We start from the raw sequence: 14,885 nt of genomic DNA, 5'->3' as shown, positions 1-14,885 counted from the left end.
TCGAGTCCTTTTTCTCATTATGCGCGCAGGTCAGCGCCTGCTTGTTCTTTTAGTGCAGCAAGTACTTTTTCATGTACAGCGGTCACTTCTTCATCTGTTAATGTTTTCTCTGGGTCAGCATACGTTAGTGCAAATGCGACCGATTTTTTGCCTTCTTCCATCCGTTCGCCTTCGTATACATCAAACACCCGAACACTTGTTAAAAGTGTACCGCCTGCCTGTTTAATGACTGCATCAAGAGCAGCAGCTTCAACCGTGCTGTCGACAACAAGCGCGATGTCGCGGCTAATAAATGGATGACGTGGAATGGCCGTGTATGCCAGATCTTCACGCGATGCATTCAATAAAACATCAAGCTTCAATTCAAACAAATACGCTTCTTTCACATCCATTTCTTTAGAGATTGTTGGGTGAAGCTGCCCGACAAATCCAATTGATTCAGAGTCGAGCAATACTTCCGCTGTACGACCCGGATGGAATCCAGCAGGTGCCGCTTTTTGGAACGTGATTCGCTCCGCAAGACCAATCCGCGCCGTAAGTCCTTCAACAATCCCTTTTACCGTAAAGAAATCAACGGCTTTCTTTTCACCTTGCCACAAATGTTCATGCCACACGCCCGTTACGATACCCGCAAGTCTCTCTTCTTCTTTCGGCTGAACGTTTTCGCCTTCATTTAAATAAATAGAGCCTGTTTCATACAAAGCAACAGATGGTATTTGGCGGGCGTTATTGTATGCCGCAGCTTCAATTAAATGTGGAATCAAGCTTTGACGCAAATACGCACGTTCTTCACTCATCGGCATGGATAGCGCCACTGGAGCGCGGTGTTCAAGCGCAAATTCAGATGCGCGTTTTGCCGATGTAAGAGAATACGTAATTGCCTGGTTGAATCCCGTTCCTTCTAAATAACGGCGCACGACGCGGCGGCCTAATTGATACGATGTAAGCGAACCTGGCTTCACAGTGCCTTCCGGCAATGTAAGCGGAATGTGATCATACCCGTAGAGGCGCGCTACTTCTTCCGTCAAATCTTCGGCAATCGTAATATCCCCACGGCGTGTTGGCACTGTTACCGTAATCTCATTGCCATTCGTTTCTGTTTCAAATTGCAGACGGCGGAAAATATCTTCCACATCTCCCATTTGAAGATCCGTGCCGAGTCTCATATTTAATTTTTCAAGCGTAATAGACACTCGTTTTGATTCAATAGCTAATTCACCAGCTATAACGCTTCCCGAAAGGACGGTACCGCTTGCTAGTTCCACCATTAACTCAGCAGCGCGGTCACATGCGGCTTGAATACGTGCCGGATCAACACCTTTTTCAAAGCGGGCGCTTGCTTCGGAGCGAAGGCTATGTGCTTTCGATGCTGCGCGAACAATCTGGCCTTCAAAATAAGCCGATTCGATTAACACATTGACAGTGCCGTCATGTACTTCCGAGTTGGCTCCGCCCATCACACCTGCGAGTGCAACTGGCTCCTTGCCATTTGTGATTACAAGCTGATCGGCAGACAATGTGCGTTCTGTATCATCGAGTGTGACAAATTTTTCGCCTTCAGACGCGCGACGAACAACGATTTCATTTGAGCCGAGACGGTCCAGGTCAAATGCGTGAAGCGGCTGACCGTATTCCATCAAGACATAGTTCGTAATATCAACGACATTATTATGCGGGCGGACGCCTGCATTCATTAAATACGTTTGCATCCAGATCGGCGATGGGCCAATTTTAATATTTTTCACAACGCGTGCGATGTAAATCGGATTATCCTTCGGTGTATCGATGCGAATTTGAATCGCGTCAGAGGCTTTTTCCTCGGATTCAGTCGGATTTGGTGCAGGAAGATTCACATCACGGTCTAAAATTGCCGCCACTTCATAGGCAACACCAATCATACTTAATGCGTCAGAGCGGTTTGGTGTCAATGACAATTCGAGAATGGCATCGTCACGGTTTAATGCTGCGAGTGCATCTTCTCCTGGTGTAACATCATTCGGGAAGTTGAAAATACCTTCTGCGTATTCTTTCGGCGTGAGACGGCTTTCAATGCCAAGTTCAGATAGCGAGCAGATCATGCCATTTGATTCTTCACCGCGCAGTTTCGCTCGTTTAATTTTAAAGTTTCCAGGAAGGACTGCTCCTGTTTTTGCCACAGCAACATATTGCCCTGCACCGACATTTTTCGCGCCGCAGATAATTTGTACAGGTTCTTCCTCTCCAACATCAACAAGACATTTGCTTAATTTGTCAGCATTCGGATGCTGTTCGCGTGTCTTTACGTAGCCAACTACAATATTTTTCATTTCAGTAGCAGGGATTTCGACTCCTTCGACTTCAATACCGGCATGGGTAATTTTTTCCGCCAGTTCCTGTGGAGTTTGGCCTGACAGATCGACATATTGCGCGAGCCATTTATATGAAACAAACATGTGTATACTCCTCCTTATTTATTCATGTACTGAAAATTGCTTTAAGAACCGAAGATCATTCGTGTAAAAATGGCGGATATCATCAATGCCGTATTTCAGCATCGCAATGCGCTCCTGTCCCATACCGAATGCAAATCCTGTATATTTATTTGAATCAAAACCGGCCATTTCCAGCACGTTCGGGTGCACCATACCTGCGCCAAGTACTTCAATCCAGCCTGTTCCTTTACAAATCGAGCAGCCTTTGCCGCCACACATGCAGCTCACATCGACTTCAACAGATGGCTCCGTGAACGGGAAGAAGCTTGGACGGAGACGAATTTCACGGTCTTCGCCGAACATTTTTTTCGCAAACACATCAAGTGTACCCTTCAAGTCGCTCATGCGGATGTTTTCGCCAACGACAAGCCCTTCAATTTGTGCGAATTGATGTGAATGTGTCGCGTCATCGCTGTCACGGCGATACACCTTACCAGGGCAAATGATCTTGACTGGGCCGCGGCCTTCGTGCTTCTGCATCGTTCTTACTTGCACCGGTGACGTATGCGTACGCATTAACAGTTCCGGTGTAATGTAAAACGTATCTTGCATATCGCGTGCCGGATGGTCTTTTGGCAAATTGAGCGCTTCAAAATTGTAAAAATCCTGTTCGACTTCTGGTCCTTCTGCTACCGTGTACCCCATGCCGATAAATAAGTCTTCAATCTCTTCTGCAACACGTGTCAATGGATGATGACTGCCTTGTTTCACCGGACGACCTGGCAGTGTCACGTCGATTGATTCCTGCGCAAGTTGCTGCTCAATCGCTGCTGCTTCAAGCAGTTCTTGTTTTTCTTCAATACTTTTCGAAATGGTTTCACGTACTACATTTACAAGCGCCCCCATTTTCGGGCGTTCTTCTGCCGAAAGCTTACCCATTCCTTTTAATACTTCTGTCACCGGCCCTTTTTTGCCGAGATAGGCGACACGTACATCGTTTAATTCTTTTAAGTTTGCTGCAGCCGCAATTTTTTCAAGCGCCTGACTTTGCAATTCTTTTAGCTTTTGTTCCACGTTTACTCCTCCTTTTTTTGACAAATAAAAAAAGCCCCGTTCCCGGAAAGGGACGAGGCTTTGATCGCGGTACCACCCTTTTTAATACGCATAAATATACGCATTCACTTCATTCGGATAACGGCTTTTTAAAACCGGTGTGCCTTTACGTCTAACGGTCCTGGCACCGGCTCAGGAGGTGAACTTCTGCCGTCTCTTTTTAAAAATGCTTTCAGTCAAGGCATTTTCTTCCTAAAAAAAAGAGGCGCGGCGTACTTTTCTCCGTCATCGCCTTTCATTATCAAATTCACACTCATTATTATAGACAACCCGTTTTTGAAATTCAATTGTTTTCCCGAAAATGATATAGAAGAATACCGGCAGCAACAGCTACATTGAGCGATTCACTTCGGCCAAAAATCGGAATGTACACGTTTTTCGTCGTTTCTTGCAGCAATTCAGATCGAACACCGCTTCCTTCATTGCCGACTAACAGTGCAAATGGGCCGGGTGATTCACTACGGTAATCAGATGCACCATCAAGCGCTGTTCCGTAAACGGGGATGTCTCGCTCTCTCAGCTGCTGCACTGCTTGACCTAAATCTATGCTGACGACCGGCACATGAAAATGGCTTCCCTGCGCAGAACGGAGTACTTTTGGATTGTACACATCGACAGTACCAGCGCCGAGAACAACCGCATCAACGCCTGCCGCATCGGCAGTACGGATCATTGTGCCAATATTACCTGGATCTTGTACAGCGTCGATTAATAAAAACATGCTTCCATCAGGCAGTACGGTTTGATCCGATTTCCGGCACACTGCAAAGACACCCTGTCCGTTTTCTGTGTCAGACAATTTTGCTGCCACTTCCGGCGACACAATCGTCAGTTCGAGATCATCTGTATTCCATGCGGATGGAATGACTGCTGCTTCTGAAAAAATCAATTCATCGATCATTTCTTTATGACAAAGCGCTTCTTCGACAAGATGAAAACCTTCTAAAAGGTATTGCCCCGTTTTGTCGCGCTCTTTTTTTGTCAGTAACTTTTTGAGCTGTTTTATGTGTGGATTGTTCGCCGATTGGATATAATTCACGTTCAAATCCCCTTTCGTCGATTTATTATAGCATTTTTTCTGTATAACATAAGCCACTCCGGTCAAAATAAGAGTAACAAGGAGGGGATAAAATGAATTTACGAAATGCGATTATTCAAAATTTACACGGTCAAAATGAAAATCAGCTGTCCGCCACGATTCAAGATGCAGTGGCGCAGGGTGAAGAAAAGACGCTGCCTGGTCTCGGTGTGATGTTTGAATTGTTCTGGAAAAATAGCCAGAATGATGAAAAACAAGCGGTTCTTCAAAAAATGGCCTCTGCCCTTCAATCGTAGTACTTTGTCCTCTTTTCTATTTAAGAAAAGAGGACTTTTTTGCAAAATCATCCAAAAAAGCGTATACTCGTTCTTTACAAACGAATATATTACGGGGTGAAAATAATGTGTGGTTTTGTTGGTGTATTTCACCATAATCAAAATACAATCTTCAATGATGAAACAATTCAAAAAGCAAATCATTCCATTTTCCATCGAGGTCCGGATGATGAAGGATATTTTAGTGATGCTACAGTAAAATTTGCGTTCAGACGCCTTAGCATTATTGATACGGAAAACGGCCATCAGCCGCTTTCACATGAAAATGAGCGCTACTGGATTATTTTTAACGGTGAAATTTATAACTATATTGAACTTCGCAACGAGTTGATAGATTTCGGTTATACGTTTCATACACACTCGGATACAGAAGTACTTCTTGTTGCTTACTGTCATTGGGGCAGTGCCGCTGTGGAAAAACTCCGTGGCATGTTTTCTTTCTTAATTTGGGACAAGCACGAAGAGGTATTATTTGGCGCACGTGATCGGTTTGGCATAAAACCATTTTACTATAGTGAGCAGGATGGTTATTGTCTGTTCGGATCGGAAAGCAAAAGCTTCCAAGCATTTTTACCTCAAAAAGAAGTCGATGATCATTCATTTCAGCATTATTTAACGTTTCAATATGTACCAGAGCCTGCAACAATGGTCACAGGGATTCAAAAACTGGAGCCAGGCACGTGTTTTACAATGCGAAAAAATGAGCCGATGCATATTGAACGCTACTGGAAGCCATCTTTCCAGCCGGTTATGCAAGCAGAGTCGGAAAAGATCAAAGCGATTCAAGATGTTTTATATGATTCCGTAAAATATCATATGCGCAGTGATGTTCCGGTCGGTTGCTTTTTATCAGGTGGGATTGATTCGTCAATTACGACAGCCATTGCAAAAGAAATGAATCCAGACCTTCATGCGTTTTCTGTTGGGTTTAAGATTGATGGCTACAGTGAAATAGATGTTGCAGCTGAGACGGCGGATAAAATTGGTGTTCACCACCATACGTACAACATTACACCTGAAGAATTCTTACAAGAACTGCCAAAGATTGTCTGGCATATGGATGATCCGCTTGCAGATGCTGCAGCCATTCCTCTTTATTTTGTCGCAAGAGAAGCGAAAAAACACGTAACGGTTGTTCTCTCAGGAGAAGGAGCTGACGAGCTGTTTGGCGGCTACAATATTTACCGCGAACCACAGGCACTCTCGGTTTTCCGCTACTTGCCGGATGGGTTAAAACCTGGTTTGAAAGAAGCATTTCGAAAGCTGCCGGCCGGTTTTAAAGGCCGCAACTATTTATTGCGCGGTTGTACATCGATTGAAGAACGATATGTCGGCAATGCGAAAATGTTTTTAGAGCGTGAAAAAAAGCAATTTATGCAGCATTACAACGCGAATGTCCCTTACACGGATATCACATCTCCTTATTATAAAGATTGCCAATCATCGGATGACGTGGAAAAAATGCAATATATTGATATGCAAACATGGCTGCGCGGAGATATTTTGTTAAAAGCTGATAAAATGACGATGGCGCATTCGCTTGAATTGCGTGTTCCATTTCTTGATAAAGAAGTATTCGATGTGGCCCGCCGCCTAAACACAAAAGACAAAACATCAAATAAAACGACGAAATATTTACTTCGACGAGCTGCTGAAGGCATCGTTCCTGATCATGTGCTCGAACGGAAAAAGCTTGGCTTTCCTGTGCCAATCCGCGTCTGGTTGAAAAATGAACTGTACGACTGGGCACGTACGATGATTCAAGAAAGTGAAGTCGATCATTTAATTAACAAATCATACGTTCATCAGTTACTTGACGATCATGTTGAAGGAAAAGAAGATAACAGCCGCAAATTGTGGACTCTGCTTATTTTTATGCAATGGCACAAGCTATTTATTGAAGAATCTGCAACAGAAGTCAAAAAAGAACCGCTCACAGTATCGTGAGCGGCTTTTCTTATGCTTCAAATGTGATCTTGTTCACTGTATTGCGATCGAGACGAAGAATAACTTCACCGAGTAATTTCACCGTATTTTCATAATCATCACGATGGAGCATCGCCGCGTGACTATGAATATAGCGCGTTGCGATTGTCACAGACAATGTTGGCACACCATTTGCTGATTTATGAATCTCCCCAGAATCTGTTCCGCCGCCCGCCATCGCATCAAACTGATACGGAATATCGAGTTCATCCGCTGTATCTGTTACAAAATCACGCAGTCCTTTATGTGATACCATCGATGCATCATACAAAATAATTTGCGGGCCTTTGCCCATTTTACCCATTGCTTCTTTTTCAGTCACGCCCGGAGTATCACCCGCAATGCCGACGTCAACACCGAATGCGATATCCGGCTCGATCATATGAGCGGACGTTTTCGCGCCACGCAAACCGACTTCTTCCTGTACCGTTCCAACACCGTATACAATGTTCTCATGCTTCTTATCTTTCACATATTTCATCACATCAATCGCAATGGCACAGCCAATCCGGTTGTCCCATGCTTTAGCGAGAAGCATTTTCTCATTGTTCATAACCGTAAATTCAAAATAGGGAACGATCATATCGCCTGGACGTACACCCCATTCTGTTACTTCCTCACGGCTTGATGCTCCTATATCAATGAACATGTCTTTTATATCAACCGGCTTTTTACGCGCTTCCGGAGGCAAAATATGCGGCGGTTTTGAGCCAATGACACCTGTTACATCCCCTTTTTTCGTCACAATCGTCACGCGCTGTGCCAGCATCACCTGGCTCCACCAGCCTCCTACCGTTTGAAAACGGATAAATCCTTTCTCGTCAACACGCGTCACCATAAATCCAACTTCATCGAGGTGACCGGCGACCATAATCTTCGGCCCGTCCCCGTTGCCAGTTTTTTTCGCGATTAAACTGCCTAATCCATCTGTTGTCACAACATCAGCGTGCGGTTCAATGTATTTTTGCATGACTTGACGCACTTCACGTTCATTACCTGCAATCCCTTTTGCATCTGTCAATTCTTTTAACATCGTTAATGTTTCATCAAGTTTCTTCATTTTAATATGCCCCCTTTTTTAATAACCTGATTTTTGCCGTTCATAATTTACTTCATTTTTTGCGACATACGCTGCTTCCACTTCATCGGGTGAAAATCCGAGCAGATCTCCAAGCGCAAAATAACGATTCATTAACTGCTCATAATTCGATTTTGTTTTTTCTTTATGGAACGCATGAACTGACTCCATCACAAGGATGAATTGTTTCGTCTGATCTACGGCTCCCGCTTCAAATACCGGCTTATCTTGATCGAAGCCAGCCATAATCCCGAGCGATAAAATAAAATGGACCCCATCAACGAACTCTTCTAAAATAACGTTTCGCTCAGATGGCCCTTTCGTACTCCAAAATTTAAAGCAGCGTGTTTCGTTTGCCAGTTCGCCAATTTCAACGAGTAACGCCAATGTTTTTTGATCAAATAAATCTTTACCTGCCAGATTATGCCCCTCTTCTATGTAACGATCGAGCCCTCGCTGCATATTAAACAACTTTTCAATATTCACATTACTCCCCCTATTATACCCAATATGACGAGATCAATGACCGCAAGCACCGGTATTCCATATTTAAACGACACATGTTTCGTTTTATGACGATGTGTCTGCATCGCAACAAAACTGCCAGGTGCACCTCCTAGCAGCGCCAGCAGCCAGAGTGTCTGTTCACTCGTCCGATACTTCTTCTGCCGGGCTTTTCGTTTATCCCCTGCCATCACGATGTAGGCGACAAAGTTGATCATTATAAAATACATAAATAAAATCGACACCGATGCACCTCCCTTCTTATTTTATCAAAATTAAACGGAAAAGGTAAAAAATAGAGTCTTCACATAAACTAAAAAACTGCCCTGAAATAGATTCAGGGCAGTTTTCTAGTTACAATTAACCGAGTTGTTTTTTAGCTGCATCAGCAAGCTGCGTGAATGCTTTTTCATCGCTAACAGCGAGTTCAGCAAGCATTTTGCGGTTTACTTCAATACCAGCAAGTTTCAAACCGTGCATTAAACGGCTATAAGAAAGACCGTTCATACGAGCAGCTGCGTTAATACGTGTAATCCACAATTTACGGAAGTCACGTTTTTTGTTACGACGATCCCGGTATGCATATTGCAGGGATTTCATCACTTGTTGATTGGCAACTTTATATAAACGATGTTTCGAACCGAAATAACCTTTTGCTAACTTAAGAACCTTTTTACGACGTTTGCGTGTTACAGTACCGCCTTTTACGCGTGGCATACTATTCCCTCCTAATGATGTTACATAATTTTATTACAGATTGTCGAGCATGTGACGAATACGTTTGAAATCGCCTTTAGAAACCATTGTGCTTTTACGCAATTTACGTTTTTGCTTCGTAGATTTATTCGCGAACAAGTGGCTTGTATAAGCTTTTGAACGTTTCAGGTTACCCGAACCTGTTTTCTTGAAACGTTTGGCAGAACCACGGTGAGTTTTCATTTTTGGCATTTCGACTTCCTCCTCAAACTGGTTTACTTTTCGTTTTTCGGCGCCATAATTAGGAACATACTACGGCCATCCATTTTCGGCTTAGACTCAACTGTCGCAACTTCCTTACACTCTTCTGCAAAGCGGTCAAGTACACGTTGGCCGATTTCTTTATGCGTAATCGCACGTCCTTTAAATCGGATCGAAGCTTTTACTTTGTCACCCTTTTCCAAAAACTTAATTGCACTGCGAAGTTTTGTATTGAAATCATGCTCATCAATCGTCGGACTGAGACGCACTTCTTTCAATAGGATGATTTTTTGGTTTTTGCGGGCTTCCTTCTCTTTCTTCTGCTGTTCAAACTTGAACTTTCCGTAATCCATGATACGGGCTACAGGTGGTTTCGCGTTCGGTGCAACAAGCACAAGATCAAGATTAACACGTGCTGCAATATCAAGAGCGTCACGTTTTTGTTTAATGCCGAGTTGTTCGCCGTTTTGATCAATCAGGCGTACTTCACGGGCACGGATGCCTTCGTTTAAGTTCATATCTTTGCTAATAATAAGCCACCTCCAGGTAATTTTAGAAAACACGTATCTTTAAAAGAACGGGGTTCCCATGGGAAAACAGAGCGCTGCCTGCATGAAAAAGACGAGGCATCTGAAGTAGATGCCCCGCCAGTAAAAAGCTTTTAAATAGCTTTGTCATTTACCATGTCAACCTGCCAACAAATTTGTCAGACGAGGTGAGAAGCGGGCGCTTCTGCTTTCTTTTATCGTGTGTTCTATTCACCTAAGTAACTGTATCATATATTCTTTCAAATGTCTAGAAGAGCAATTGAAAGAACCAACGTTTTAAATAATACCATTACCTGCTGAAAAAAACAACTTTTATTTTTATCTTTTGCCTTCTTGCTGTACATAGTCACGGAAGTCATCAAATGACATTGTATCTGAATCTTGTTCGCCATATTTGCGAACGTTGACAGAACCGGATTCCAATTCCTTGTCGCCCACAACGAGCATGTACGGAATTTTCTTCATTTGCGACTCGCGGATTTTGTAGCCGAGTTTTTCTTCACGGTTGTCCATTTCAACGCGAATACCCGCTGCTTTCAATTGATCTTTTAATTGTTTCGCATAATCATAATGAACTTCATTTGATACTGGAATAATTTGAACCTGCACAGGTGCCAGCCACGTTGGAAATGCGCCCTTGTATTCTTCAATCAAGAACGCAACAAACCGTTCCATTGTAGAAACGACACCGCGGTGGATAACGACCGGGCGGTGCTGTTTGCCGTCTTCTCCTACATATGTTAAGTCAAAACGCTCCGGCATGAGGAAATCCAGCTGAACGGTCGAAAGTGTTTCTTCTTTGCCAAGCGCTGTTTTCACCTGCACATCAAGCTTTGGTCCGTAAAACGCTGCTTCGCCTTCCGCTTCCACATAGTCAATGCCAATCTCATCCATTGCTTCTTTCAGCATGCCCTGCGCTTTCTCCCACATTTGATCGTCGTCATAATATTTTTCTGTATCCTGCGGGTCACGGTAAGACAAGCGGAATGAGTAATCGGTTAAATCAAAATCTTCATATACAGCAAGAACCAATTCAACCACACGCTTTAGTTCATCTTTAATTTGATCCGGACGAACGAAAATGTGTGCGTCGTTTAACGTCATGCCGCGAACGCGCTGAAGGCCGGCAAGCGCGCCTGACATTTCATAGCGGTGCATCGTGCCAAGTTCAGCAATACGGATCGGCAGCTCACGATAGCTGTGAATATCATTTTTATAAATCATCATATGATGTGGGCAGTTCATCGGACGAAGAACAAGGTCCTCGTTGTCCATTTCCATGAGTGGGAACATGCCATCCTGGTAATGCCCCCAGTGGCCGCTTGTTTTGTACAGCTCCACGCTGCCAAGCACCGGTGTATACACATGATCATAGCCGAGGCTGACTTCTTTGTCGACGATATAGCGTTCAATAATGCGGCGAATCGTCGCGCCTTTTGGCAGCCATAGCGGAAGTCCCTGGCCCACTTTTTGTGAGTTTGTAAACAAATCGAGTTCTTTCCCAATTTTGCGGTGGTCACGCTCTTTTGCTTCTTCCAGCATTTTCAAGTGATGCTCAAGCTCTTCTTTTTTGAAAAAGGCTGTTCCATAAATGCGCTGAAGCATTTTATTGTCGGAATTGCCGCGCCAGTACGCACCGGCAATGTTCAACAATTTAAATTCTTTCAGCTTGCCTGTTGACGGTACGTGCACACCGCGGCAAAGGTCAGTGAAATCACCTTGCTCATAAAGCGTAACCGTTTCATCAGCCGGAATCGCCTCAAGAAGCTCAATTTTGTACTCATCGCCGATTTCTTCATAAAATTTCTTCGCTTCATCACGTGTGACTTCTTTACGAATGACTGGCACATTTTCATTGATGATTTTTTTCATTTCTTTTTCAATCACTGGCAAATCTTCCGGCGTGATCGACTCGTCTATGTCGATATCGTAATAAAACCCGCCTTCAATAACCGGACCTACACCAAGCTTTACTTTGTCTGCGCCGTATACACGCTTAATCGCCTGGGCCATTAAATGCGCTGTGCTGTGACGCAGAATTTCCAATGCATCCGCATGGTCAGGCGTAATAATTTCAATGGCTCCATCCTGTTCGATCGGTGTTTTCAAATCAATTGGTGTACCCGATAGTTTACCGGCAAGCGCTTTTTTGCGAAGTCCCGGACTGATCGACTGCGCGACATCTTCCATTGTTGTTCCCAATGGGAATTCCTTTACGGCGCCATCTGGAAATGTTAATTGAATCGACATGATTGTTTCCTCCTTATTATTAAAAAACGTCAAAAAACCCCGCTCCTTCTATTACGAAGGGGCGAGGTTTAAATCGCGGTTCCACCCAACTTTCCGGGAAATTTTCCCCGGCTCATTGCAGTCAGATAACGGTCTGGTGCCGCCGTTTATTACTTGCAAAAAAATTTGCGTTCACAAACAGAGCTCGAGGGTGGTGAATAGATTGTTCGCGCCGGGAAAGTTACAGCCTAGATGCTTCCCCTCTCTGAAGACGTTCCAAATCAAACGTGTCCCTGTCATCACTTTTCATATGACGTTATTATAGTATCTCCCCACGCTAAAATCAAGCGTGATTTACTTACGGCGGTTTACACCGTTCATTTCAACTGGTACAGTCAAATATTTAATACGTTCCATAATGCGTGCTGCTTTTAAAGCTTCTGATTCGCCCCGCTGCGAATACGTTAAATGATGTTCAAGTCCGGCATGGTCAAAATTCGATGTAAACAAAACCGGCAGTCCTTCAAGCATACGGTATTGCAAAATGGTTCCGAGAATATCATCACGAATCCAGCCCGACATCGTTTCGGCACCAATATCATCAATCATCAGTACAGGTGCAGACTTCACCGCATCCACTTTCGAACCCGTCGATTGATCATTGAGTGACTGCTTCATCTCTCTTACAAATTCCGGGAAATAGACGATCAATGATGCTATATTTTTTTCCGCCAGTTCATTCGCAATCGCACCAAATAAGAATGATTTTCCAACACCGAATGGCCCATATATGTATAGTCCTTTCGGTTTATTTTCTAGGTCATATTGATCGACAAAATCTTTTGCCGCCTTCACTGCATCAAGACGGCTCCGATTGTCGAGATCCACTTCGGTAAATGTTGCCTGTAGTACATCTTTTGGCACGTATAAACTTTTTACATGGCGGTGTAAATGCTTCATCTCATCATCTCTTACTTTTCGCGGACAGCGCTTGTAATCAAGCTCTACTGCTCCGTGACGAAAGACAAGCTCCGGTTCATAGCCTTTCATCACGTCATTTACGCATTCTTTAAGCGATGGGCATTTATCACATTTATGACTTTGCGATTTATATTCATACAGCTTAACAAGTGCTTTTTCAATGTCCGTTTTGCTTAATTCGTTTTCTTTTATAAATGAACGGATTAACAGGTCATCCAACAATTCCCGCTTCATCTGTTCATATCGTTCATTGAACCCGGGTGATGTTGATATATTCCTAAGTGCATCTTTAATCTTTTTCACCGGCGGACGCCCTTTCTGTACGTTTTTTCAACGCTTCTTCCAGTTTTCGTTTTTCTTCTTCAAAGCTTTGATCGACAGTTTGTTTCTCTTCTTTTTTGTTCGTATTCGTAAACCACGCAGGCAATTTTTCCTGTCGCGTCGTTTTTCGTTTCGTCGTTTTCGGCTTATCTTTATTTTGGGCCCAATCGTCGTATTGACGCTGCTCGCTTTTCGCCAAATTCATTGCCTCAAGTACTGTCGCTACTTTTTTACGCGCCCAGTGAGAGGCAATTTTATCAACATAGCTTTTCGAAAGCTTCATATCTGTTTTCAGCATAACATATTGAATTAGTACATTGGCAACACCTGGTGCTAATTTATACTGCAGCATCACTTGCTCCACGATCTGCATATCCGCTTTTGACGGTACACTGCCAGAAATGTCGATTAACAATTGGCGTGGCGATACCGTCTCCAAATAATGTATAAGTTTTTCTTCCTGCGTTTTCAGCTCTGGTGCAGCAGTGCTAGACGGTGCCGTTTGAATACGCGGTGTCATATCCGGCAAACGTCCGCCTGATTCAAATTGATACGCATCACGCGCGGATTTTCGTAATTCTTCGACATCTATTTCGTCCTGTTCATTGATGGCGGACAACACAAAATTTTTCATTTCGGACGGTTGAATGCCATAGAGAAAGGATAGCTTTTCAATCGTTTCTTTTAAAAATGGCGTTAAAGCTGTCTTTGGAATGAGCGCATCTTTTAATGTCAATTCAAGCTCTGAAAAATCAAATGAATCCGCTAATATAGGACTACTACTTTCTCCTTTTCCCGCAAATCGGCTGTCCTGCTGCGGGGTGCTGTCTTTCTCTGCTTCTTGACTGTCTGTATAACCCGTTGAAAACACATCCGTAAAATCATGGGTCACATCACGGAATTCAGCTGTCTTTACTTCTTTATCACAAAACATATGCTTTAAACGAAGAAAATGCGGTTTGCCAATTTTTCGGTATAAAAACACATTAAGTAATCCATCCGAAAAAAATTGATCCGGTGCAAGAGGTTGCTGAATTTCATATAAAAATTCTCGGCTTTCATCTATCTTTTTCACATACGTTTTTAAGAGACCGATTCCTTCAAGCTTTAATCTGTCTTCATAAATTTGTTGCAAGTTGCAGCAAAGCGTATTCATTAAATGATAATGCGGCGCTCCGCCTGACGAAAGTTTGCCATCTTCTACTTCCGCACACATCGTTATGTACAGACTAAGCGCTTGCGCACCAACAAGTGGTTGATACAAAAGAGTGATTACTTTCCGTTCCAAACTATCAATGCATCCCGAGATCGAAATCGTATAAGCATCTGAAGGTTGTATTTCATTCCAGTGTCTATTCATGCTGTCCACTCCCTGCTAGAAGA

Annotated in this window: 14 protein-coding genes and 2 other annotated features; of the genes, 2 read left to right on the top strand and 12 right to left on the bottom strand. The window is 43.5% G+C overall.

Annotated elements, in window-relative coordinates:
- Positions 1 to 17: 17 nt before the first annotated feature.
- From pheT to AWH49_RS02665, 3 genes are all read right to left on the bottom strand, one after another.
- Positions 18 to 2,432, bottom strand: a complete 2,415-nt coding sequence (gene pheT, locus AWH49_RS02675; RefSeq protein ID WP_063964550.1) for a phenylalanine--tRNA ligase subunit beta — start codon at positions 2,430 to 2,432, stop codon at positions 18 to 20.
- An 18-nt stretch (positions 2,433 to 2,450) separates the two neighbouring features.
- The gene (gene pheS, locus AWH49_RS02670) at positions 2,451 to 3,485 is read right to left on the bottom strand and encodes a phenylalanine--tRNA ligase subunit alpha (RefSeq protein ID WP_063964549.1); all 1,035 of its coding nucleotides are present in this window, start codon (positions 3,483 to 3,485) and stop codon (positions 2,451 to 2,453) included.
- A 45-nt stretch (positions 3,486 to 3,530) separates the two neighbouring features.
- Positions 3,531 to 3,762: a binding site (T-box leader), on the bottom strand.
- A 45-nt stretch (positions 3,763 to 3,807) separates the two neighbouring features.
- On the bottom strand, positions 3,808 to 4,563 hold the full coding sequence (locus AWH49_RS02665; protein ID WP_063964548.1) for a TrmH family RNA methyltransferase: 756 nt from the start codon (positions 4,561 to 4,563) through the stop codon (positions 3,808 to 3,810).
- Positions 4,564 to 4,655: 92 nt separating this feature from the next.
- Here AWH49_RS02665 and sspI point away from each other — a divergent pair, with 92 nt between their 5' ends.
- Positions 4,656 to 4,859 (top strand): small acid-soluble spore protein SspI, encoded by a 204-nt coding sequence (sspI, locus tag AWH49_RS02660; protein WP_018394121.1) that lies wholly within the window; start codon positions 4,656 to 4,658, stop codon positions 4,857 to 4,859.
- A gap of 105 nt (positions 4,860 to 4,964) precedes the next feature.
- The gene (gene asnB / locus AWH49_RS02655) at positions 4,965 to 6,845 is read left to right on the top strand and encodes an asparagine synthase (glutamine-hydrolyzing) (RefSeq protein WP_063964675.1); all 1,881 of its coding nucleotides are present in this window, start codon (positions 4,965 to 4,967) and stop codon (positions 6,843 to 6,845) included.
- Positions 6,846 to 6,855: 10 nt separating this feature from the next.
- Here the strand turns inward: asnB and AWH49_RS02650 are convergent, their stop codons facing one another.
- From AWH49_RS02650 to AWH49_RS02610, 9 genes are all read right to left on the bottom strand, one after another.
- Positions 6,856 to 7,944 (bottom strand): M42 family metallopeptidase, encoded by a 1,089-nt coding sequence (locus AWH49_RS02650; RefSeq protein ID WP_063964547.1) that lies wholly within the window; start codon positions 7,942 to 7,944, stop codon positions 6,856 to 6,858.
- 18 nt (positions 7,945 to 7,962) lie between these two features.
- Positions 7,963 to 8,448 (bottom strand): dUTP diphosphatase, encoded by a 486-nt coding sequence (locus tag AWH49_RS02645; RefSeq protein WP_063964546.1) that lies wholly within the window; start codon positions 8,446 to 8,448, stop codon positions 7,963 to 7,965.
- Positions 8,445 to 8,696, bottom strand: a complete 252-nt coding sequence (locus AWH49_RS02640; protein ID WP_034286817.1) for a DUF1294 domain-containing protein — start codon at positions 8,694 to 8,696, stop codon at positions 8,445 to 8,447. Before AWH49_RS02640 ends, AWH49_RS02645 begins: the two co-directional genes overlap by 4 nt.
- A gap of 130 nt (positions 8,697 to 8,826) precedes the next feature.
- A complete protein-coding gene (rplT, locus tag AWH49_RS02635) occupies positions 8,827 to 9,183 on the bottom strand; it encodes a 50S ribosomal protein L20 (RefSeq protein WP_018394126.1) in 357 nt (118 codons plus the stop codon).
- A 33-nt stretch (positions 9,184 to 9,216) separates the two neighbouring features.
- Positions 9,217 to 9,414, bottom strand: coding sequence for a 50S ribosomal protein L35 (gene rpmI / locus AWH49_RS02630; RefSeq protein WP_018394127.1), 198 nt, complete (start codon positions 9,412 to 9,414; stop codon positions 9,217 to 9,219).
- A gap of 23 nt (positions 9,415 to 9,437) precedes the next feature.
- A complete protein-coding gene (gene infC / locus AWH49_RS02625; RefSeq protein ID WP_196803591.1) occupies positions 9,438 to 9,956 on the bottom strand; it encodes a translation initiation factor IF-3 in 519 nt (172 codons plus the stop codon).
- 76 nt (positions 9,957 to 10,032) lie between these two features.
- Positions 10,033 to 10,167, bottom strand: a sequence feature (ribosomal protein L20 leader region).
- 122 nt (positions 10,168 to 10,289) lie between these two features.
- On the bottom strand, positions 10,290 to 12,221 hold the full coding sequence (gene thrS / locus AWH49_RS02620) for a threonine--tRNA ligase (protein ID WP_063964545.1): 1,932 nt from the start codon (positions 12,219 to 12,221) through the stop codon (positions 10,290 to 10,292).
- Positions 12,222 to 12,554: 333 nt separating this feature from the next.
- Positions 12,555 to 13,484 carry a primosomal protein DnaI gene (gene dnaI / locus AWH49_RS02615; protein WP_063964544.1) on the bottom strand — a complete coding sequence of 310 codons (930 nt, stop codon included), beginning with the start codon at positions 13,482 to 13,484 and terminating at the stop codon, positions 12,555 to 12,557.
- Positions 13,471 to 14,862 carry a replication initiation and membrane attachment family protein gene (locus AWH49_RS02610; protein WP_063964543.1) on the bottom strand — a complete coding sequence of 464 codons (1,392 nt, stop codon included), beginning with the start codon at positions 14,860 to 14,862 and terminating at the stop codon, positions 13,471 to 13,473. The genes dnaI and AWH49_RS02610 overlap by 14 nt, the downstream gene beginning before the upstream one ends.
- Positions 14,863 to 14,885 lie beyond the last annotated feature (23 nt).

Source organism: Domibacillus aminovorans (assembly GCF_001643235.1).
GTDB classification, from domain to species: Bacteria; Bacillota; Bacilli; order Bacillales; family Domibacillaceae; genus Domibacillus; species Domibacillus aminovorans.
This window is presented reverse-complemented; position numbering and strand designations above follow the sequence as displayed.